The sequence below is a fragment of the Geobacillus sp. B4113_201601 genome (genome assembly GCF_001587475.1).
Lineage (GTDB): Bacteria > Bacillota > Bacilli > Bacillales > Anoxybacillaceae > Geobacillus > Geobacillus icigianus.
In genome coordinates this window covers 26,006-44,474 of the sequence record NZ_LQYX01000111.1, presented here as the reverse complement: position 1 = coordinate 44,474, position 18,469 = coordinate 26,006, and the positions used below count along the sequence as shown (strand labels likewise).

The following is an 18,469-nucleotide window of genomic DNA, read 5'->3' as shown; positions in this document are numbered from 1 at the left end:
ACGATGTCCGAAGAAGGAGAACAACGATGCACCAAGAAGTAGAGAGGGAATGGAAAAACTTGCTGACGCGGGAAGAGTTCGCTGCCATCCGGGCCGCTTTCGGCTTGGATGACGACGCTTTCCGCCGCCAAGAAAACTATTACTTCGACACCCCTTCGTTTGCTTTGAAACAACAAGGAGCGGCTCTGCGCATTCGCGCCAAAGACGGTCGCCTGATGTTGACGCTGAAACAAACGCAAACGGACGGGACGCTGCTGGAAACGCACGAGCCGCTGACGCCGTCTGAAGCGAGCGCGCTTCTCAACGGAGCCGCCCCGCGCGGCGGAATCGCATCGCTGCTAGTAAATTTGGGCATCGATCCGCATCGTTTGCGCTGTTTCGGCTCCCTCGTCACCGATCGCGCCGAATGGCCATACGAAGGCGGTACGTTATGCCTTGACCATAACCGCTACTTGCATTGTGAAGATTATGAACTCGAATATGAAACCGATGACGCCGTGGCGGGTGAGGACCGGTTTTTGCGCCTGCTCGCTGCGCTTGGCATTCCCCGCCGTCCGGCGCCGAACAAAATCGCCCGCTTTTATGCTCAAAAGGATGAAATGGGGGAAAAGGAATGACGATTTCACCGTTGCAATTGCTTGTGGAATGGCAGGCGCTCGCCTCGTTTTCGCCTAATCGTTCCAGCCTCTCGTCGCCCGTCCCTTCGCTGTTTTCGAGCCTCTTGGCCGAATATATGAAAAACCAAGCCGAGGCGGCGGAAACGCTTTCGACTCCGGATGCAGGGCGCGCCAATGCCAGCGCGCCGAACAAGGAAACGGTCCCGTTCTCCGGGGCATCTTCCATTGATCAGCTTATTGCGGCGGCCGCGGAAAAGTACGATGTCGATCCACATCTGATCCGCGCTGTGATTCACCAGGAGTCCGGCTTTCGTCCTGACGCGAAAAGTCGAGCGGGAGCGCTTGGATTGATGCAGCTGATGCCGAGCACCGCCAAAATGCTGGGCGTGGAGAATCCGCTTGATCCGGCGCAAAATATCGACGGCGGAGTGAAATACTTGCGCCAGCTTCTCGACCGATATAACGGTGATGTCACGCTCGCCTTAGCCGCGTACAACGCCGGCCCCGGAAACGTCGATCGTTACGGCGGAGTGCCGCCGTTTGCCGAAACACAAGCGTATGTTAGACGCGTGCTCGACCGCTGGCGCATCTAAACGGCGGTCAAGTCGCTTTGTTTGAGCTGGGCGGCCGTTGCTGATAAAATAGCAATCAAGCGACAACGTATGATCTTCAAGCAAAAGGAGCATCCGCGATGGGAGAGCAATGGCAAACTCTTTATGAGGCGATTGGTGGAGAGAAGACGGTCGCTAGGCTTGTCGAAGCGTTTTATCGGCGCGTAGCTGTGCACCCGGACTTAAAGCCGATCTTTCCTGACGATTTGACAGAAACCGCCCGGAAGCAAAAACAATTTTTAACGCAATACTTAGGCGGGCCACCGCTTTATACGGAGGAGCATGGCCACCCGATGTTGCGGGCGCGCCATCTCCGCTTTGAAATCACGCCAACGCGGGCACAAGCGTGGCTTGCTTGCATGCGGGCAGCGATGGATGAAATCGGCCTGTCCGGTCCAGCGCGCGAACAGTTCTACCATCGGCTTGTGCTCACGGCCCATCATATGGTCAACACTCCAGATTCTCAGGACAGAAAGGAGCATTCCCTTGAATGAGAAGTTCGCTGGGAAAACGGCGCCGGCCTGTGCCGATTCCCAGCCGCTAGGCAACACGAAGAAACCGCTTGAGCTGTATCTCTTTATCGATCCTTTATGCCCGGAATGCTGGGGGCTTGAGCCCATTGTAAAAAAGCTGACGATCGAATACGGCCGTTTTTTTACACTGCGGCACATATTGAGCGGAAAATGGGCGACATGGCGCGCGAAAGGGACGAAGGCCGAAGCGTTAGCAAAAGCGTGGGAATGGATAGCGAACCGATCTGGCATGTCATGTGATGGAAGCGTGTGGCTCGAAAACCGGATTTCCAGCCCGTTTGCCCCGTCGCTCGCCATTAAAGCGGCGGAAATGCAAGGAAAACGGGCCGGTCTCCGCTTTTTGCGCAAACTGCAAGAGCAGCTGTTTCTTGAAAAGCAAAACGTCGCCGATTTGGAAGTGTTGGCCGAATGCGCGGCAGAAGCCGGGCTTGACGTCGATGAATTTTTGCGCGATATGCACTCGCCCGGAGCGGCAAAAGCGTTCCAATGTGATTTAAAAATCACGTCGGAAATGGATGTGGAAGAAACCCCGACGCTCGTTTTGTTTAATGAAAATATCGAGGATGAAGGCATTAAAATTTCCGGATGCTACCCGTACGAGATTTACGCCGAGTTGATCGCCGAAATGCTCGGCTTCCATCCCGAGCCGTCCCCTCCCCCTCCGCTGGAATCATTTTTAGGTCATTTTAAATTCGTCGCCACAAAAGAAGTTGCCGTTGTGTACAATTGGACGATCCAAGAAGCGGAAACGGAAATGAAAAAACTGCAGTTGAAGCAAAAAGTCGAGCGGGTGCCTGTGAAGCACGGAACGTTTTGGCGTTATATCGAAGAGTCCGAACCTTAACTCAAACCATGACACAAAAGAGCCCGGCATTCGCCGGGCTCTTTTGTGTTGTCAAGACAACAAAGGGGATGGGAGAAATTGTTCACGGTCAAACAAAGGGGTATCAGGTTTTTGTCTTCCGTTCACGCTTTTATCTTACCAAATGGACGAATCGATTGACAACCCCTTTGCTCGTTTGTTCACATGATTGTCATAATTTCGGCCGCTTCCTTCGCTTCGAGGCCAGTGATTGAAGGGGAAATACTGCTCTCCAACAATGTTTCGCAAACGGAAAACCTTGCAATGTCATCATTTCATTCCTTGTGATTTCTCACCAATCGAGCGAATCGGTTGTTTTTCACCAGCCTGCCCCGTTTCCCCACTCAAATCAGCGAAGCCGCTCTTTTTTCATCCGCCGGCCTGCAACATAGATGGACAGCATATAATGAAGGAAGACAGCCTAACAAGGGGGGCGTCTTCATGAAAGGGCGAATCGCTTTTTTCTTTTGGACGGCGGCCGTCATCGTCGCATTCATCTTGAACTTGCTCGGATTCATGCGGCTCATTCCGCTCTGGACGACAATGCCGCTGCTGTTTTGCTGTCTCCTTGGGCTCGTATCGACTTGGAACCGCCGTCATCAGTTTAAGGGATTGCCATCGAAACGAATGCGGCTGTAGCCGCATTCGTTTCAGTTCCCAAGCAGCCGCTCGAATTCTTCCAGTTTTTCGGCGAACACTTGGCACGCTTGGCGGATCGGCTCGGCGCTCGTCATATCCACCCCGGCTTTTTTCAGCACTTCAATCGGATAATCGGAGCTGCCCGCTTTTAAAAAGTCGATGTACCGCTTCACCGCCGGTTCACCCTCTTCAAGAATTTGCCGGCTAAGCGCCGTCGCCGCGCTGAAACCAGTCGCATATTGATACACGTAGTAGTTGTAATAAAAATGCGGAATGCGCGCCCATTCCAAGCCGATTTCTTTGTCGACCACCATGTCGCTGCCGAAGTACTTTTGATTCAAGTCATAGTACAGCGATGTCAGCGTCTCTGCCGTCAGCGCCTCCCCTTGCTGCTCCTTCAAATGGATCAAATGCTCAAACTCGGCGAACATCGTCTGCCGAAAGACGGTGCCGCGGAATCCTTCAAGGTAATGGTTGAGCAAATACAGCCGCTTTTTGTCATCATCGATCGTTTTCAATAAATAATCATTCAACAGCGCTTCGTTGCACGTCGACGCCACTTCGGCGACAAAAATCGAATAATGGGCGTATGGATACGGCTGCGTTCGGCGTGTGTAGTAGCTGTGAACCGAATGGCCGAACTCATGAACGAGCGTAAACAAATTGTTGACGTTGTCCTGCCAGTTGAGCAAAATGTACGGGTGTGTGCCGTACGCTCCCGAGGAATAGGCCCCGCTCCGCTTTCCTCGGTTTTCGCGGACATCAACCCAGCGATTCTCAAGTCCTTCTTTGACAATGGCGATGTATTCCTCCCCGAGCGGCGCCAACCCTTCCAGCATATACTGCTTCGCTTCGTCATACGTCACTTCCATTTTTACCTCTTTGACTAGCGGCGTATATAAGTCGTACATGTGCAGCTCATCGAGCCCGAGCGCTCGTTTGCGCAGCCGCACGTAGCGATGCAGCAGCGGCAAATGCTCGTGGATGGTAGCGATCAAGTTGTCATATACGCTCTCAGGAATGTTGTTCGCATCCAACGCGGCCTGCCGGGCGGATTCATAGCGGCGGACGCGAGCAAAAAAGTTATCCTTTTTCACCGCGCCGGCTAACGTATTGGCAAAGGTGTGTTGGAATTGATCGTACGTCTGGTACACCGCGTAAAACGCATCGCGGCGAACACGGCGATCCGCGCTTTCCAAAAAGCGGATGAAACGCCCGTGCGTGACTTCCACTTCCTCACCGTTTTCATCGACGATGGCCGGAAAGGTCAAATCGGCGTTATTCAACGCGCTGAACGTGTTGGACGCTGACTGCATCACCTCGGCCGCCTGCGCCAACAGCGCCTCCTCCTCAGCCGAGAGAACGTGCGGGCGTTGGCGCGTAATCTCATCCAAGGCATGAGCATACAATCGAAGCGGCTCGTACTGTTCCAAAAAGGCGCGCAACGTCGCCTCATCGATGGCCAAAATTTCCGGAACGATGAACGCCATCGCGCTGGACGCTTCGCTGTATAAACTTTTCGCCCGAGCGTCAAGCCCTTGGTAAAAGGAGTTGGTTGTGTCTTGATCATAGCGCATATGGGCGTATGTATACAGCTTGCCAAGCCGCATCGATACTTCGTCTTGATATTGCAGCGCCTCATACAGCAGTTCCGGCGATTCGCCAAGCCGCCCTTTGTACTCCCCGAGCTTCGGGATCATGGCTTTCACTTGACGGAACTCCTGCTCCCACGCCTCATCAGTTGGAAAAATGTCTTCTAGCCTCCATGTCTCTTCAATCGGAATCTCGCTGCGCGACGGCAGCGACTTCTTTGTCTTTTTTTCCTCCACCATGTCATCGTCCTCCTTCATATGATTGATACATGTATTATTATTCTCCATTTCTTGTTTCTTTTCCTGTTTTTTGCTCATGTTTTCCGCTTGGCGCCAACTCGAGCGCCCGCCAATACGCCGCCAGTGCCGGCGTGTCGCGGATCGTTTCGAGAAGTCTCCCCTCTTGCCGCAGCATGTCTTCCACGGTGGCCGGAAACGTGAGCGGCTTGACGAGGCGAAGCCGTTCCCCAGCTTCGCGCTGAAGATAGCCGAGCAGCCGCAGCCAATGCACATACTCAGCGACAGCCTGCCGGTAGTTGTCGCGGCCGACAAGCGGCAAGCGGCGGGGGACAAGCCGTCCGGTGCGGATTTTTTCATCCATCCAGCGCAAGAGCTGGGCCATCGTCATCGTCTGTCCCGGCGCGCGAAGAAATGGAAGCAGCATGTACGTCTGCCAAATGAACGGAGACGTCTCCCATAAATAGCCGCGCGGCAGCGGCCAGCCCGCTTCGACCGGAAACAGCGCCGGCACGATCCCCAATTGGTAAAAGTCGGAACAAATCAAGCGAGTCGCCCGATTCGGGTAAAGCGGAAACGTCCGGCGCCACTGTTTTTTCTTTTCGAGCCATTGCTCCCAAAACAGCGGGGGAAGCGGTGGATGGCAAGCGGCGGTCAAAGCGGTGAAATCGAGCGAGGAAAGCGGAACAGAGTCAATCGTGGCCAACGCGCGGCGGACAGACAATGGCAAGGGGCGGACGAGACGGATGAATCGTTTCGTTTCGGTGCTGTAGTACCATATATGAGGAAGAGAGGAGGAGGAAAAGCGATGAGCAAACAGCCATTGAAAGCGGGAAAGCGCGACATCTCCCGCCGGCGTTGACAAGCGCCGCAAATGATGAGCGCCCAACACCCAAAGCGGGCGAATGCCGAGGCGGCGATAACCGTCATTGCGCTCGTAAAACACGGATTCCTCGATCGTCGAGCACTGATACTCGAGGGCATAGAGATGCCACTGATGGCGGAACAGCACATCGGGGCGTTGGCGAATCGCAGGCAAATACGGTTCTAGCTTCGCTTCGATGCCTTGGGTGGTAAGCCATACAAACCAGTCGCGTTTTCCGATCAAGTGCCGCTCCGATTCCGGTTCATGCTCAGCCGGACAAGCCGTTCCTTTCCGATGAGCAAAATGCGGCAAGCGACGGGGGCCGGACCGCAGCACGACTTCCTGGCGGCAGGCAGGGCAAAAAAACGGCGCGCGGCGCTTCCAACCAGCCAGCCGCTCCTCGCTCCACCGTTCCGCTCCGACAAGCGACAACACTGTTCCGTCCGCTAAAAGAGCAACGAACAACCGCATCACTCCTTTGTCCATCAAAACTAGATGGCTGGTGATTTCATCATGGATACAGCTTTACACTGTCATTTTTTAACTAGAAAAGCCTCGTTGCATCGGTCCTGCTTTTCGCTCATTCTCCTATTGATGAAGGGAATCAGCCGTTTTTCACCAGCCTTCTAGACAGGGGGCGAACGCCAATCCGACACACCACGACGGACAGCACTCGTTCCCGTCAAGACAACGGTTCGTTCCCTTCGATTGCGAACGAAAAATGACAAGCTTCCCGTGCCACGCAACGAACGGATATGCCGAAAGCGTCATCACGCCTTCCGCGGTTGCTGGTTTACGCGTTTTGTATTCGCCAGCCCCCGTCCTTTTTCCTGCCCATGGCGCAGCAAAAAAACCTGCCCGAATGAGCAGGTGTTCCTTACAGCGCGTTACAAGAGCGGAGACAACAGCCGGGACACCGATTCAGCAAGGCGAACGCGAAACGGGCGCCGCTGAAACTGTTCATAATCGAGCACGGTCGCATGGCGGAAGTCTTCCAGAAAATCTTGGACGAGCTTTTGAATGCTGTCAGTATAATACAAAAACGCGTTCACTTCAAAATTTAAATGAAAGCTGCGCATATCCATGTTCGCGGTGCCGATCGACGCGAGCTCACCGTCAACGACAATGACTTTGCTGTGCAAAAATCCTTTTTCATACTCATAAATTTTCACCCCCGCTTCCAACAGCTCAGGAAAATAGGAGCGCGAGGCGTAAAAAACGATCTTTTTATCCGGCCGCTTCGGCGCCAAGAGACGAACATCGATGCCGCTCAACGCCGCCACTTTCAGCGCCGTTAAAATGTCTTCATCCGGCACAAAATACGGCGAAGCCACCCAAATCGACTGCTTGGCGGAAGTGATCATGGCAAAATACAGCTGCTTGATGACCTCCCACTTCTGATCGGGACCGCCAGCAATCAGCTGCACCCCGCCTTGTCCTTCTTCGTCGATCAACGGCGGTGACAAGTAGTCTGGCGTCAACAGCCGCTCACCCGTCATATAATACCAATCTTGCCAAAAGATCAACTGCAGCGTTCGGACAGCCTCCCCGCGGATGACTAAATGCGTATCGCGCCAAAACCCGAAATATTCGTTCTTCCCCAAATATTCATCCCCAATGTTCAGCCCGCCGACAAATCCGACGCTTCCGTCGATGACGATAATCTTGCGATGGTTGCGAAAGTTGATTTGATTGCTCAAAAACGGCAGGCGCACGGGGGAAAACGGGATCATCTCGACACCGGCGGCGCGCAGCTCCTCGATATAGTCGCTAGATAATTTCCAGCTTCCGACCGCATCGTATAAAAAGCGGATTCGCACCCCTTGGCGAGCCTTTTTAATCAACAATCGCTGCAATTGTTGACCGATCTCATCATGCCGGACGATATAATACTCCAAATGAATATGATGAGCCGCTTTTTCCAGCTCCGCAAAAATGGCGGCAAACGTCTCGTCCCCATTGGTCAGCACCGCGGTTTGCGATGCGAGCGAAACCGGGTGCTGACCGATGCGATAGGCCAAGCGCAACAACGGCTGCTGATGAGGCGCCATCGGCAGCCGCTCGACGGCAAACGGCGACGGCTCTTGAAACCGAAGCAGCACCGCTTCATCAAAGTCTGCTTTTCTCTTGAAACGGCGCTGCTGCCAATAGTTACGCCCAAACAAAAGGTAAAACAAAAAGCCGACGAGCGGGAAGCTGCCCAGCACGGCAAGCCAAGCGATCGTTTGCGCCGGCTGGCGATTTTCCAATGAAATGACAAACGCAATAAAGACAACCGAACAAGAGATGAGCACGCTGAAAATACCGAGCAGCTTTCCTTCCCAAAATCCATGTGTCAAGGTCAGCAGCGCACCGACAACGACAACAAGAATGGCGACTCTAGATGAATTTCTCAAAAAGACCCCCCCACCTGCTTTTCATAAGCAGCCGCCTAATTTCTCTTTGTTTCCCCGCCCCGCGGGCTGACTTTGGCCATTGACGCAGAAAACGCCGATTTCTGGCGCGAAATCGGCGAAAGAACCTTATCGAGCGGGAAAATACGTTTTCAACGTTTCGAGCGCATTATCGCCCATGATTTCTGTTCCATACTCTTCAAGGCGATAAATCGTCAGCTGCGAGTCGCTTCCGTATTCCAGCAGAAGGCTGAGCACATTGTCGACTTCGTGTTCAGAGTAATGGTCGCCAAATTCGACAAACAAGTAGTACCGCCCCTCAAATTGGAACAAACGGTTCGACAATCCAGAAAAGTCAGCGCGGTACGCCAGCGAAAGGATATCCTCAAAATCGTTGAAGGAAAGGATAAATTGCAGGACATCTTGTTCACCGCCATCTTCCAGAGCCGCCTTGGCCCCGAAATGGAAATGATGGCCGAACAGCGATTCCATTTTTTCATCAGCGGACAGCGTAAACTCGCGCCATTTTTCTTCCGGAAGCGGCAGTTCCAGCTTGCTTCCATCCTTGGACAGCTGCGCTTTCGTCACCACCACTTCCAGCCCTTTTTCCAATGCCTGCACTTGAATCCAAAGCGGGCCCTCGAGCGAAAAGTCGCTTTCCCCATGGACTTCATCCATCATTTCCCAAAACAATTCTTCGCTCCGTTCGCGATTGTACCAAATTTCCTCACGGTCAAAGCCGCGCTCTTCTATATCAACGTAAGAAATATAAAATTTCACGGTATGCTCGTTAATACGTTCCATTTCCATCTTTCTCAACTCTCCCTTCTACACAAGAGAAATAAAAAGGGAAGGGATCCAAACCCCCAAAGACTATGCCAAACTGCATATCTTGTACTTTTATTTTATGATAAAAAACAGAGGAAGGGAAATAAAAAAACGCGTTTTTAAAAATTGGTTATGAAACCGGCCATGTCCTACTATAATGATGATGAACACGGACGGAATGAGGGACGCGATGATGGACGAATATATCGTTTCGATTTTGCTCATTATCGGCATTGATGTCATTCTCGGTGGGGATAACGCTGTTGTGATCGCCTTGGCGAGCCGCAACTTGCCGGAACGAAAACGCAACGCCGCCATTATTCTCGGCACCGCTCTCGCCATCGCTGTTCGCATTGTCTTGACCGCAGCCGTTGTTTGGCTGTTGACCGTGCCGTTCTTGCAGCTGGCGGGCGGCATCGTTCTCTTTTGGATCGCGCTCAAGCTGATTGGGAAAAAAGAAGAAACATCGGCTGTCATCAAAGCCGAACCCTCTCTCTGGAAGGCCGTTCGAACCATCGTTGCCGCTGACGTGGCCATGGGCCTTGACAACGTCATCGCCATCGCCGGGGCTGCCCAAGGTCATATCGGGCTTGTCATCTTCGGCTTTCTCTGCTCGGTTCCTATCATCATTGTAGGCAGCAAACTCATCCTTTATGCCTTGGAGAGGTTCCCGTTTCTCATTTATGTCGGCGGCGCCTTGCTCGCGTATACAGCCGGAAAAATGATCGCCGCCGAAGAACGGCTGCGCCCGTTTTATGACCCGCGCTGGGAACTCCTCTTCCCGCTTTCAGCGGCCGTTCTTGTCGTTTTGCTTGGCTTTGCGGCCAACCATCGATCGCGCGCCGCATAACCCGAAACGCTCCATGGGCAATCCCTTGCCCTCCAGCTAGGAAGGAAACTGGCCGCTTGTCGGCGCGTGATTTTCACAAAACGATCCACGGGCAATGCCTTGCCCTTCACCCGAGGATGAAAATCATCGTTCGCCAAGGCGTACAGGCACGAAAGTTCCATGGGCAGCGACTTCACCTAGGAGGACGAAAACGATCGCTCACCGATGCGTATGTTCACGAAAGTTGCATGGGCCACAATCTGCCCTTCCCCCAAGGGGGGAAGAAGCAGGCGCCAGTGCGACATGTTCACGGAACAGATCATGATAAAAAACTTCTACATGGCGAACCATGTAGAAGTTTTTTATCAGCCGTTGACGAGCCGCTGTGCTTCGCGCAGCTGATACGCGCGCACTTTGCGCGGCAGAAAGCGGCGGATTTCATCTTCATTGTAACCGACTTGCAGCCGCTTTTCGTCAATGATGATCGGTCGGCGCAAAATGCCCGGATTTTTTTGAATGAGCTCATATAAATCTTGAAGCGGCAAAGTTTCCAAATTAATGTTCAACTTTTGGAACACTTTTGAACGAGTCGAAATGATTTCATCCGTCCCCGTTTCCGTCATCCGCAAAATTTCCTTAATCTCCTCAACCGTTAGCGGCTCGGAGAAAATATTGCGTTCGACATATGGAATATCATGCTTCTCGAGCCACGCCTTCGCCTTCCGGCACGATGTGCAGCTCGGTGATGTGTATAGCTTGACCACTTTGATCACTCCTTTTCACAAGGAATCCCTTGCTCCATCTGTCCCCTTTACGCGAGGACAGGCATCATGCGAAGCATTCGATGGCATAGCGGTACGGCCTACACCCGCCGATGCGGCCGTCAGCAGGGTTGCCAATCGTTTGCAAATTGAAATGACTTTAACATGATATATTATACAATAAATCCGCAAAGAAAGATATAGTTTTTCCATCAACCATGGAATTTTCTTTCGTTCTACTTTCCAGCGCTCTAAAAATCGTCTACAATGAAAGAAGAAGAGGAAAAGGGAGGAAAAACGAATGGCCGGCTATTTCCTCGATTTTGTCATCGTGGCGGCGCTGATCGTCGGGGGCACGGCGTTGATGGGAAACATCAGCCGTACGATGGGAGAGCGTTTGTTTGGTCGAAACAAAAGAAGAGCACACATTGAGGCCTCCCGTCACATTCAGCAAGGCTGGAACGCTGTCGGCGGGAAAAAATAACCGTTCTCGAGGTAGCGCGCGCACATGCGCCGTCTCCCACCGCTTTCCTTGCGGCGCAGAGACGGCGCTTTTTTTTGGCGCTCGCCTGCCGGGCGACCGTTTAGGCGTACATCGCCCGGTATCGTTTGTATTCTTCTTCGGAGCAAAGCACAAAATGCCCCGGTGTAATTTCGCGAAATTCGAGCTCTTCACCGTCTTTGTAGCCATGCTGAGACGGATCATAAACGATCCGCCGGCGCGTTCGCTCCGTTTCCGGATCCGGAAGCGGAATGGCGGAAAGCAGCGCCTTGGTGTACGGATGGATCGGGTTGCGGTACAGCTCTTCTGATTCGGCCAGTTCGACCATTTTGCCGAAATACATGACCCCGATCCGGTCGCTGATGTATTTGACCATCGACAAGTCATGGGCGATAAACAAATACGTCAACCCTTTTTCGCGCTGCAGCCGCTTCAATAAGTTCACGACTTGCGCCTGGATCGAGACGTCAAGCGCGGAAATCGGCTCATCGGCGATGATGAACTCCGGCTCGACGGCCAGCGCCCGAGCGATGCCGATCCGCTGGCGTTGACCGCCGGAAAACTCGTGCGGGTAGCGGCTCGCGTGCTCACGGTTTAAACCGACCGTCTCCAGCAGCTCATAGACGCGCCGCATCCGCTCTTCTTTCGTTTTCGCCAGCCCATGAATGTCAATGCCTTCGGCGATAATATCGGCGACCGTCATCCGCGGATTGAGCGAGGCGTACGGGTCTTGGAAAATCATTTGCATTTTCCGGTTTAACTCTTTGAGCTCTTTTTTGGATTTCTTGCCGTGCACATTGACGCCGTTAAACAGCACTTCCCCTTCCGTCGCCTCATACAGCCGGATGATCGTCCGCCCGGTCGTCGACTTGCCGCAGCCTGACTCGCCGACCAATCCGAACGTTTCGCCTTTGTAAATATCGAATGTCACGCCGTCGACCGCTTTGACGACTTCACCGCGGCCAGCCGGGAAATATTGCTTTAAATTTTTCACTTCCAACAGCTTTTGTCTAGCCACGCGGGGTTCCTCCTTTCCGAGCGACGATCTCGGCGAACCGTTTCATCCGCTCGCGCACGATCGCCGGCGGCTCGACGTTCGGCGCCATCTCATGCAATAGCCATGTCGCCGCATAGTGAGTGTCCGACACCTGAAACATCGGCGGCTCAAGTTCATAGTCAATTTTGAGCGCGTACGGATTGCGCGGCGCGAACGCATCGCCTTTGGGCGGATTTAACAAATCGGGCGGCGAACCCGGGATCGAATACAGCTCTGTATCTTTATGGTCAAGGCTCGGCATCGAGGCGAGCAGTCCCCATGTGTACGGGTGTTTCGGATTATAAAAAATTTCGTCGACCGTGCCGATTTCCACGATTTTGCCCGCGTACATGACCGCAACGCGATCGGCCATGTTGGCGACGACCCCTAAGTCGTGGGTGATGAAAATAATCGACATGCCGAGTTTTTTTTGAATGTCTTTCATCAGCTCCAAAATTTGCGCCTGAATCGTCACATCCAGCGCGGTCGTCGGTTCATCGGCGATCAAAATTTTCGGATTGCACGCCAAGGCGATGGCGATCACCACGCGCTGGCGCATCCCGCCGGAAAATTGGTGCGGGTATTGCTTTATGCGCAGCTCGGCGTTTTTAATGCCGACCAGCTGCAACAGTTCGATCGCCCGTTTGCGCGCTTCGTCTTTTGACAGCTTTTGGTGTTTTAAAATCACTTCCATAATTTGCTTTCCGATCGTCATCGTCGGATTGAGCGATGTCATCGGGTCTTGGAAAATCATTGAAATTTTCGCACCGCGAATCGATTGCATGTCTTTCTCCGACAGCTTCGTCAAGTCTTTCCCTTCAAATAAAATTTCCCCTTGCTTGATTCGGCTCGGCGGCGTTGGCAACAGGCGCATGAGCGCTTTGGACGTCACTGATTTCCCAGACCCCGACTCGCCGACAATCGCCAACGTTTCCCCTTTATACAAGTCGAAGGTGACCCCGCGGACGGCTTGCACTTCGCCGGCGTGGATGTCGAAAGAAACATGCAAATTGTTTACCTGCAAAATTTTCTCCATCGGTTTCACCCCTTCCGTTCCTTATTTGCGCATTTTCGGGTCCAACGCATCGCGGATTCCGTCAGCCACCAAGTTGAAGCTCAAAATGAGCAAGCTGATGACGACCGCTGGAATGATCATCAAATGCGGATACGTTTGAATCGACTTATACCCATCGTTGACAAGCGAACCGAGCGATGCTTCCGGCGGGCGGATGCCAAGGCCGATAAAGCTCAAAAACGCCTCGGTGAAGATGGCTGATGGAATCGTGAACATCGTCGTGATGATAATCGGGCCGATGACGTTCGGAATCAAATGTTTGAAAATAAGCCGCGATGTCGGCGCCCCGAGCGTCCGTGCCGCCAACACATATTCCATGTTCTTTAATTTCAACACTTGCCCGCGCACGATCCGCGCCATCGTCGTCCAACCGGTAATAACCATCGCCAAAGTGATAGAAATGATTCCGGGTTCAAAAATCAAAATGAACAAAATGACCACGATCAAATACGGAATACCGTTTAAAATTTCGATAATTCGCTGCATCACATTGTCGACGCGGCCGCCATAGTAGCCGGAAATGCCGCCGTACGCAATCCCGATCAATAAGTCGATCAATGCGGCCAGCAAGCCGATATAAAGGGAGATGCGCGTGCCGTACCACGTTCTCACCCACAAGTCGCGCCCTAAGTCATCCGTGCCAAACCAATAATACTCTTTGACACCGCGCTGTTTATACACATCAACGCCGTTTGCATCCCGGCCGTCAAACGGAAGCCAATGAACATGTTCAAGCACCGGGATTTTCGGCGGAAGTTTCGCATGCCGCAAGTTTTGCTCCTTGTACGTCCGGTCGCTCACCATCGGGGCGATGATCGCCATGAGCGTCAGAATGATAATCATCACAAGCCCGACGATCGCTGCTTTATTTTCGCGAAGGCGAAGCCAAGCATCCTGCCAAAACGTCAAACTCGGACGATTGATCTTCTCCTGCTCACCGACGTTCGGCGGGGCGGGCTGAAACCAATCCGATGAAAGTTGTTCATAGTTTTGTTTCGCCATTATTTTTTCCCTCCCGCTAACCGGATGCGTGGATCGACAATCCCATACAACACGTCAACGATAAAGACAGCCAAAATCAACAAAGCCGAATAAAACAACGTCGTGCCCATAATGACAGGATAATCGTTCAGTTCGATCGAGCGAACAAACTGCTCCCCAAGGCCAGGGACAGCAAACAATTTCTCAATCACCAACGTTCCAGTCATTAAATTGACCGTCATCGGGCCTAAAATCGTAATGACAGGAATGAGCGAGTTGCGAATGGCATGTTTGAGAATAACCCCCGCTTGGCTAATCCCTTTCGCTCGAGCGGTCAAAATATAATCAGAGCTCAACACCTCAAGCATCTCGGTGCGCATAAAGCGGGCGATGCTGGCGATGACCCCGACAGACAGCGCCAAGGTCGGAAGAATGGTATATTTGAAGCCTTCCCAAAACGCTACCGGGAGCAACTGCCATTTCACAGCGATAAAGTATTGCAAAAATCCCCCAAGCACAAACGATGGGATGGAGGCGCCCAATACGGCAATAACTGTCGCCGTATAATCTTCCCAGCGATTGTGGCGAATCGCCGCGACAATTCCGAGAATCAACCCGACGATCGTCCCAAAAACGATCGCCTGAAACCCGAGCTGGGCCGACGGGCCGATTCGGTCGCTGATCAGTTCCGTCACCGGACGGTTGTCATATTGGAACGATACGCCGAGATCGCCTTTGAGCAAATTCCCTAAATAGAGCATGTACTGAACAGGAACAGGCTTATCCAATCCGTATTCTTTTAAAATCAACGCCTTTTGCTCCGGCGTCAGCTTTTCTTGGTTTTGCAGCGGCGAGCCGGGCAGCAGCTTCATCAAAAAGAACGTCAGCGTGGCGATAATGAACAATGTAACGACCATATAAACGAACCGTTGAAGCGTATATCGCGCCATGGACGCACCTCCTCTGCTTTTCTTGGAAAATCCCACACACAACGGTAATAAGGATGTTCAACCCCTGGTTTAGGGCAGCTCGCTGCCCATGGATCTTTCTGTGAAAATGCCGCACGGGCGCGGGATTTTCATCCCCCGGGTGGAGGGCAAAATGTTGCCCATGGGCCTTTTCTGTGAAAATCCCCTCGGCAAGCGTTGATTTTCATCCCCGAGTGGAGGGCAAATCACACTGCCCATGGAACGTTCAGTGAAAACCGCCCATACCTTCATCAATCGTTTCGATGTTGGGGCAGGGCAAGACGTTGCCCATGAGACGTTTCTTTGACCTCCCCACGCCGTTTGTCATCATTTTCATGACCTGCGCGCTTTTTTCTATAATCTTCGCTGTTTTTCGACATTTTTCGCTTTGGCAGGCAAAAGGAGAGTATATGCCTTGTGCATATACTCTCCTCCGCATTTTCAAGAGAACAATGGATTACTTGACATACGCCCATTTCAAGCTGTAGTCGGCGCCGACTAGGTGCGTGACGAAATCTTTGACGTATTCACGTTGCACATACGCAGTGCTGCGTTGATACAGCGGAGCGATCGGCATTCCTTCAAAGACGATTTTCTCGGCTTTCAGCATAGCATCCCAACGAGCTTGTGGATCGTTGGCAATCGTTGTTTGCGCGTCTTTGATTAACTTGTCATACTCGGCATTCGACCAGCCGGTTTCATTGTGCGGGCTTGTCGATGTCCAGAGCTGCAGGAACGTCATCGGGTCTTGATAGTCCGGACCCCAAGCGGAGTACGACAAATCATATTGCATATTGCTTTCAAGCTTCAGCTTTTGCGCAAACGGTTGCTGTTTGATGTTGATCGTCAAGCCCGGCAAGTTTTTCTCGAGCTGTTCTTTTACATACTCACCGATTTTCTTCGCGTTGTCGGTGTCATAGTTCAGCAGCTCGACTGTGAATTTGTCTTTGCCCAGCTCTTTTTTCGCTTGCTCCCACAGTTTTTTCGCTTCATCCGGATTGTAATTGACCAAATCGCCGTTCACATCGCGGAAGTCTTTGCCATCCGGACCAGTGACGAAGTCTTTCGGGACGGCGAACTTCGCCGGGATCGAACCGTTGTTCAGCAGCGTATCAACCATCGCTTGCGTGTCGATGGCCATCGCGATCGCTTTGCGGGCGTTGAGGTTGGTCATCGGTTCTTTTTTCGTGTTCATGCGCAGCCAGTAGAGCGACGGATCCAATTTCGTGTGGAAGTTTTTGTCGTTTTTGTACTTGTCAACGAACTCCGCGGTCAGGACGACGCGGTCCGCTTGTTTCGTTTCATACAAGTTGACGGCTGTCGCTGTGTCTTTGACGACTTTGACATTGACTTTTTCGAGCTTCACTGTGTCTTTGTCCCAATAGTTCGGGTTTTTCGTGTAAACCCATCCTTGTTCGTGCTTCCACTCGCTCAACACGAACGGGCCGTTGTACAGCGTTGTGTTGGTTTCAAGACCGTATTTTTTGCCTTGTGCTTTCACAAACTTTTCGTTTTGCGGCATGAACGTGCCGAACGCTGTCAAACCGACGAAATACGGAACAGCGTTTTTCAGCTCAACTTTGAGCGTGTAGTTATCAAGAGCTTTGACGCCGACTTGGTCAAGCGGCACTCTGCCTGTGTTGGCTTCTTCCGCGTTTTTAATGCCGTACATAATGTACGCGTATTCCGATTTCGTTTTCGGATCGAGCACGCGCTTCCAAGCGAATTCGAAGTCGTGCGCCGTCACCGGATCGCCGTTCGACCACTTCGCGTCTTTGCGAAGCTTGAACGTGTACGTTTTGCCGTCGTTGCTCACTTCATAGCTTTCCGCTACTCCCGGCACCGGTTTGTTGTCTTTGCCTAAGCGGTACAAGCCTTCCATGACGTTGTTCAAAACGATAAACGATACTTGGTCGGTAGCGAGCGCCGAATCAAGCGACGGGATCTCCTGATTTTCAAGCAAATTCAGCACTTGTTCCTTCTTTGCCGCCGGTTTTTCATCGCCCTTACCACTTTGGGCATTGTTGTTGTCCTTGCCGCCACACGCCGCTAAAAACGTCGACAGCGCGAGAAGCAGGACGACGAAGAATGAAAATCGCTTCTTCACTAAAACCCCCCCTTAAAGATTATGTAGTGTATTACAAATCTTCTGAACGATTCGATTTCAGAAGATTGTACTTACATGCTTTATTATACCTCGTGTTAGTATACTTGAAAAGAATTTTTTTATTTTCTTAAATAAAAATTTTCGAATTACTTGTAATCCAATAAAGAAGCACCGCATCCTTACCAAGATGGATTGTACCTAGTTTTGTCCCCTTTGTAAATAAAAAATTTCTGTCAATGATTAGGAAAGCGCTTACAATATAACTTTTCTCCGGCTGCCGCGAACGCTTGATTCAGACTGATTCGACCGTTTTTATTTTTCTTTCTGTTTTTTGATATAATTTTGTCAACCAAGTTGACCACCTTATTTCGAACGCGAACCAAACGAACGCGGGATATGATAAAATAAGGACAACGACCGACAAGGCGAGGGGAAGGATGGATGAAACAGACTGCGGTTCGAACCGGATGGCTCATCGCCGCCATGATGGCAGCCGGTGCGCTCATCGTCGCTTGGCAAGGGGCATGGACGGCTGTCGCCTTCATTAACGCCACCTTTTTGCTCTCTTTGGTGCCGCTGTCATTGGGGGGGCTTTTGTTTGTTTATGAACGCGGGTTTTTCAGCGGATTTGCGTATGGATTCCAAAAATGGCGCAAAAGCGCCGGGACAAAGGCGGAGCGGTATCTTGAAGAAGCGGCCGCGGAGCAGGAATTCGCACAACCGCCCGGCCCGCGGCGTTTTGCGGTCACTTATCCGCTTCTTTTGTCCGGACTCCTTCTGTTTCTCGCGATGATCGCCGCCGGATACGCCGTGCAATAAAGGTTGCAACAGCTGAATGGTTTCCGTATAATATAAAGCAAATCGAAAACCAATCGGGCGATGAGAAAGAAAAGTACATATGGCGATGCCTTCAGAGAGCTTGTGGACGGTGCGAACAAGCGGCTAGCCATATGGAATGGGCTTTCGAGCTTCCCGCCGAACCGGCGACGCAGTAGGCGAGGACGTTCCTCCACGTTACAGGAGGCCATGCGTG

18 protein-coding genes and 1 other annotated feature (1 of these 19 only partly in view) are annotated in these 18,469 nt (G+C 52.1%); of the genes, 8 read left to right on the top strand and 10 right to left on the bottom strand.

Annotation, left to right across the window (positions count from 1 at the left end; genetic code table 11):
* The first annotated feature begins 26 nt into the window (after nucleotides 1-26).
* The 5 genes from B4113_RS15410 (at nucleotide 27) to B4113_RS15390 (ending at nucleotide 3,262) form a co-directional block, all read left to right on the top strand.
* Entirely contained in the window at nucleotides 27-617 is a 591-nt protein-coding gene (locus B4113_RS15410) for a CYTH domain-containing protein (RefSeq protein ID WP_033843315.1), read from the top strand.
* Nucleotides 614-1,210: a lytic transglycosylase domain-containing protein gene (locus B4113_RS15405; protein ID WP_033843314.1), complete on the top strand. Its 597-nt coding sequence runs from the start codon at nucleotides 614-616 to the stop codon at nucleotides 1,208-1,210. The genes B4113_RS15410 and B4113_RS15405 overlap by 4 nt, the downstream gene beginning before the upstream one ends.
* 98 nt (nucleotides 1,211-1,308) lie before the next feature.
* A complete protein-coding gene (locus tag B4113_RS15400; protein ID WP_033018842.1) occupies nucleotides 1,309-1,722 on the top strand; it encodes a globin in 414 nt (137 codons plus the stop codon).
* Nucleotides 1,715-2,605 carry a ClpXP adapter protein SpxH gene (gene spxH, locus B4113_RS15395; protein WP_033843313.1) on the top strand — a complete coding sequence of 297 codons (891 nt, stop codon included), beginning with the start codon at nucleotides 1,715-1,717 and terminating at the stop codon, nucleotides 2,603-2,605. The genes B4113_RS15400 and spxH overlap by 8 nt, the downstream gene beginning before the upstream one ends.
* A gap of 459 nt (nucleotides 2,606-3,064) precedes the next feature.
* The gene (locus tag B4113_RS15390) at nucleotides 3,065-3,262 is read left to right on the top strand and encodes a hypothetical protein (RefSeq protein WP_033843312.1); all 198 of its coding nucleotides are present in this window, start codon (nucleotides 3,065-3,067) and stop codon (nucleotides 3,260-3,262) included.
* A gap of 11 nt (nucleotides 3,263-3,273) precedes the next feature.
* Here B4113_RS15390 and pepF read toward each other — a convergent pair whose 3' ends face one another.
* The 4 genes from pepF to mecA form a co-directional block, all read right to left on the bottom strand.
* Complete coding sequence (gene pepF / locus B4113_RS15385) at nucleotides 3,274-5,094, bottom strand: oligoendopeptidase F (RefSeq protein WP_033843311.1); 1,821 nt, start codon at nucleotides 5,092-5,094, stop codon at nucleotides 3,274-3,276.
* Nucleotides 5,095-5,131: 37 nt separating this feature from the next.
* The gene (locus B4113_RS15380; protein ID WP_081897180.1) at nucleotides 5,132-6,427 is read right to left on the bottom strand and encodes a competence protein CoiA; all 1,296 of its coding nucleotides are present in this window, start codon (nucleotides 6,425-6,427) and stop codon (nucleotides 5,132-5,134) included.
* A gap of 416 nt (nucleotides 6,428-6,843) precedes the next feature.
* Nucleotides 6,844-8,352 (bottom strand): cardiolipin synthase, encoded by a 1,509-nt coding sequence (gene cls, locus B4113_RS15375; protein WP_033018848.1) that lies wholly within the window; start codon nucleotides 8,350-8,352, stop codon nucleotides 6,844-6,846.
* A gap of 126 nt (nucleotides 8,353-8,478) precedes the next feature.
* Entirely contained in the window at nucleotides 8,479-9,159 is a 681-nt protein-coding gene (gene mecA / locus B4113_RS15370) for an adaptor protein MecA (RefSeq protein WP_033018849.1), read from the bottom strand.
* Between the two features lie 208 nt (nucleotides 9,160-9,367).
* Here mecA and B4113_RS15365 point away from each other — a divergent pair, with 208 nt between their 5' ends.
* The gene (locus tag B4113_RS15365) at nucleotides 9,368-10,027 is read left to right on the top strand and encodes a TerC family protein (protein ID WP_033018850.1); all 660 of its coding nucleotides are present in this window, start codon (nucleotides 9,368-9,370) and stop codon (nucleotides 10,025-10,027) included.
* A 344-nt stretch (nucleotides 10,028-10,371) separates the two neighbouring features.
* On the opposite strand, the gene spxA is transcribed toward B4113_RS15365, so the two are convergent.
* Nucleotides 10,372-10,770, bottom strand: a complete 399-nt coding sequence (spxA, locus tag B4113_RS15360) for a transcriptional regulator SpxA (RefSeq protein ID WP_033018851.1) — start codon at nucleotides 10,768-10,770, stop codon at nucleotides 10,372-10,374.
* A 298-nt stretch (nucleotides 10,771-11,068) separates the two neighbouring features.
* Here spxA and B4113_RS15355 point away from each other — a divergent pair, with 298 nt between their 5' ends.
* Nucleotides 11,069-11,251 (top strand): hypothetical protein, encoded by a 183-nt coding sequence (locus B4113_RS15355; protein ID WP_033018852.1) that lies wholly within the window; start codon nucleotides 11,069-11,071, stop codon nucleotides 11,249-11,251.
* 100 nt (nucleotides 11,252-11,351) lie between these two features.
* Here the strand turns inward: B4113_RS15355 and B4113_RS15350 are convergent, their stop codons facing one another.
* The 5 genes from B4113_RS15350 to B4113_RS15325 all read right to left on the bottom strand — a co-directional run bounded on the left by B4113_RS15350 (nucleotide 11,352) and on the right by B4113_RS15325 (nucleotide 17,436).
* A complete protein-coding gene (locus B4113_RS15350) occupies nucleotides 11,352-12,287 on the bottom strand; it encodes an ABC transporter ATP-binding protein (protein WP_033018853.1) in 936 nt (311 codons plus the stop codon).
* Nucleotides 12,280-13,341 (bottom strand): ABC transporter ATP-binding protein, encoded by a 1,062-nt coding sequence (locus tag B4113_RS15345; RefSeq protein ID WP_033018854.1) that lies wholly within the window; start codon nucleotides 13,339-13,341, stop codon nucleotides 12,280-12,282. Before B4113_RS15345 ends, B4113_RS15350 begins: the two co-directional genes overlap by 8 nt.
* 21 nt (nucleotides 13,342-13,362) lie before the next feature.
* A complete protein-coding gene (gene opp3C, locus B4113_RS15340; protein WP_033018855.1) occupies nucleotides 13,363-14,382 on the bottom strand; it encodes an oligopeptide ABC transporter permease in 1,020 nt (339 codons plus the stop codon).
* On the bottom strand, nucleotides 14,382-15,311 hold the full coding sequence (gene opp3b / locus B4113_RS15335; RefSeq protein ID WP_033018856.1) for an oligopeptide ABC transporter permease: 930 nt from the start codon (nucleotides 15,309-15,311) through the stop codon (nucleotides 14,382-14,384). Before opp3b ends, opp3C begins: the two co-directional genes overlap by 1 nt.
* A 475-nt stretch (nucleotides 15,312-15,786) precedes the next feature.
* On the bottom strand, nucleotides 15,787-17,436 hold the full coding sequence (locus B4113_RS15325) for a peptide ABC transporter substrate-binding protein (protein WP_061912647.1): 1,650 nt from the start codon (nucleotides 17,434-17,436) through the stop codon (nucleotides 15,787-15,789).
* A 441-nt stretch (nucleotides 17,437-17,877) separates the two neighbouring features.
* Here B4113_RS15325 and B4113_RS15320 point away from each other — a divergent pair, with 441 nt between their 5' ends.
* On the top strand, nucleotides 17,878-18,255 hold the full coding sequence (locus B4113_RS15320) for a DUF3899 domain-containing protein (RefSeq protein ID WP_033023703.1): 378 nt from the start codon (nucleotides 17,878-17,880) through the stop codon (nucleotides 18,253-18,255).
* A gap of 51 nt (nucleotides 18,256-18,306) precedes the next feature.
* Nucleotides 18,307-18,469: a binding site (T-box leader), on the top strand (it continues 70 nt past the right edge of the window).

Bases quoted from the DNA above. Each gene is read 5' to 3' on its own strand.
- B4113_RS15320 (WP_033023703.1), top strand. From the start codon at position 17,878: ATGAAACAGACTGCGGTTCGAACCGGATGGCTCATCGCCGCCATGATG.
- B4113_RS15365 (WP_033018850.1), top strand. From the start codon at position 9,368: ATGATGGACGAATATATCGTTTCGATTTTGCTCATTATCGGCATTGAT.
- opp3b (WP_033018856.1), bottom strand. From the start codon at position 15,311: ATGGCGCGATATACGCTTCAACGGTTCGTTTATATGGTCGTTACATTG.
- B4113_RS15410 (WP_033843315.1), top strand. From the start codon at position 27: ATGCACCAAGAAGTAGAGAGGGAATGGAAAAACTTGCTGACGCGGGAA.
- B4113_RS15405 (WP_033843314.1), top strand. From the start codon at position 614: ATGACGATTTCACCGTTGCAATTGCTTGTGGAATGGCAGGCGCTCGCC.
- pepF (WP_033843311.1), bottom strand. From the start codon at position 5,094: ATGGTGGAGGAAAAAAAGACAAAGAAGTCGCTGCCGTCGCGCAGCGAG.
- B4113_RS15380 (WP_081897180.1), bottom strand. From the start codon at position 6,427: ATGCGGTTGTTCGTTGCTCTTTTAGCGGACGGAACAGTGTTGTCGCTT.
- mecA (WP_033018849.1), bottom strand. From the start codon at position 9,159: ATGGAAATGGAACGTATTAACGAGCATACCGTGAAATTTTATATTTCT.
- B4113_RS15355 (WP_033018852.1), top strand. From the start codon at position 11,069: ATGGCCGGCTATTTCCTCGATTTTGTCATCGTGGCGGCGCTGATCGTC.
- B4113_RS15345 (WP_033018854.1), bottom strand. From the start codon at position 13,341: ATGGAGAAAATTTTGCAGGTAAACAATTTGCATGTTTCTTTCGACATC.
- B4113_RS15390 (WP_033843312.1), top strand. From the start codon at position 3,065: ATGAAAGGGCGAATCGCTTTTTTCTTTTGGACGGCGGCCGTCATCGTC.
- B4113_RS15400 (WP_033018842.1), top strand. From the start codon at position 1,309: ATGGGAGAGCAATGGCAAACTCTTTATGAGGCGATTGGTGGAGAGAAG.
- opp3C (WP_033018855.1), bottom strand. From the start codon at position 14,382: ATGGCGAAACAAAACTATGAACAACTTTCATCGGATTGGTTTCAGCCC.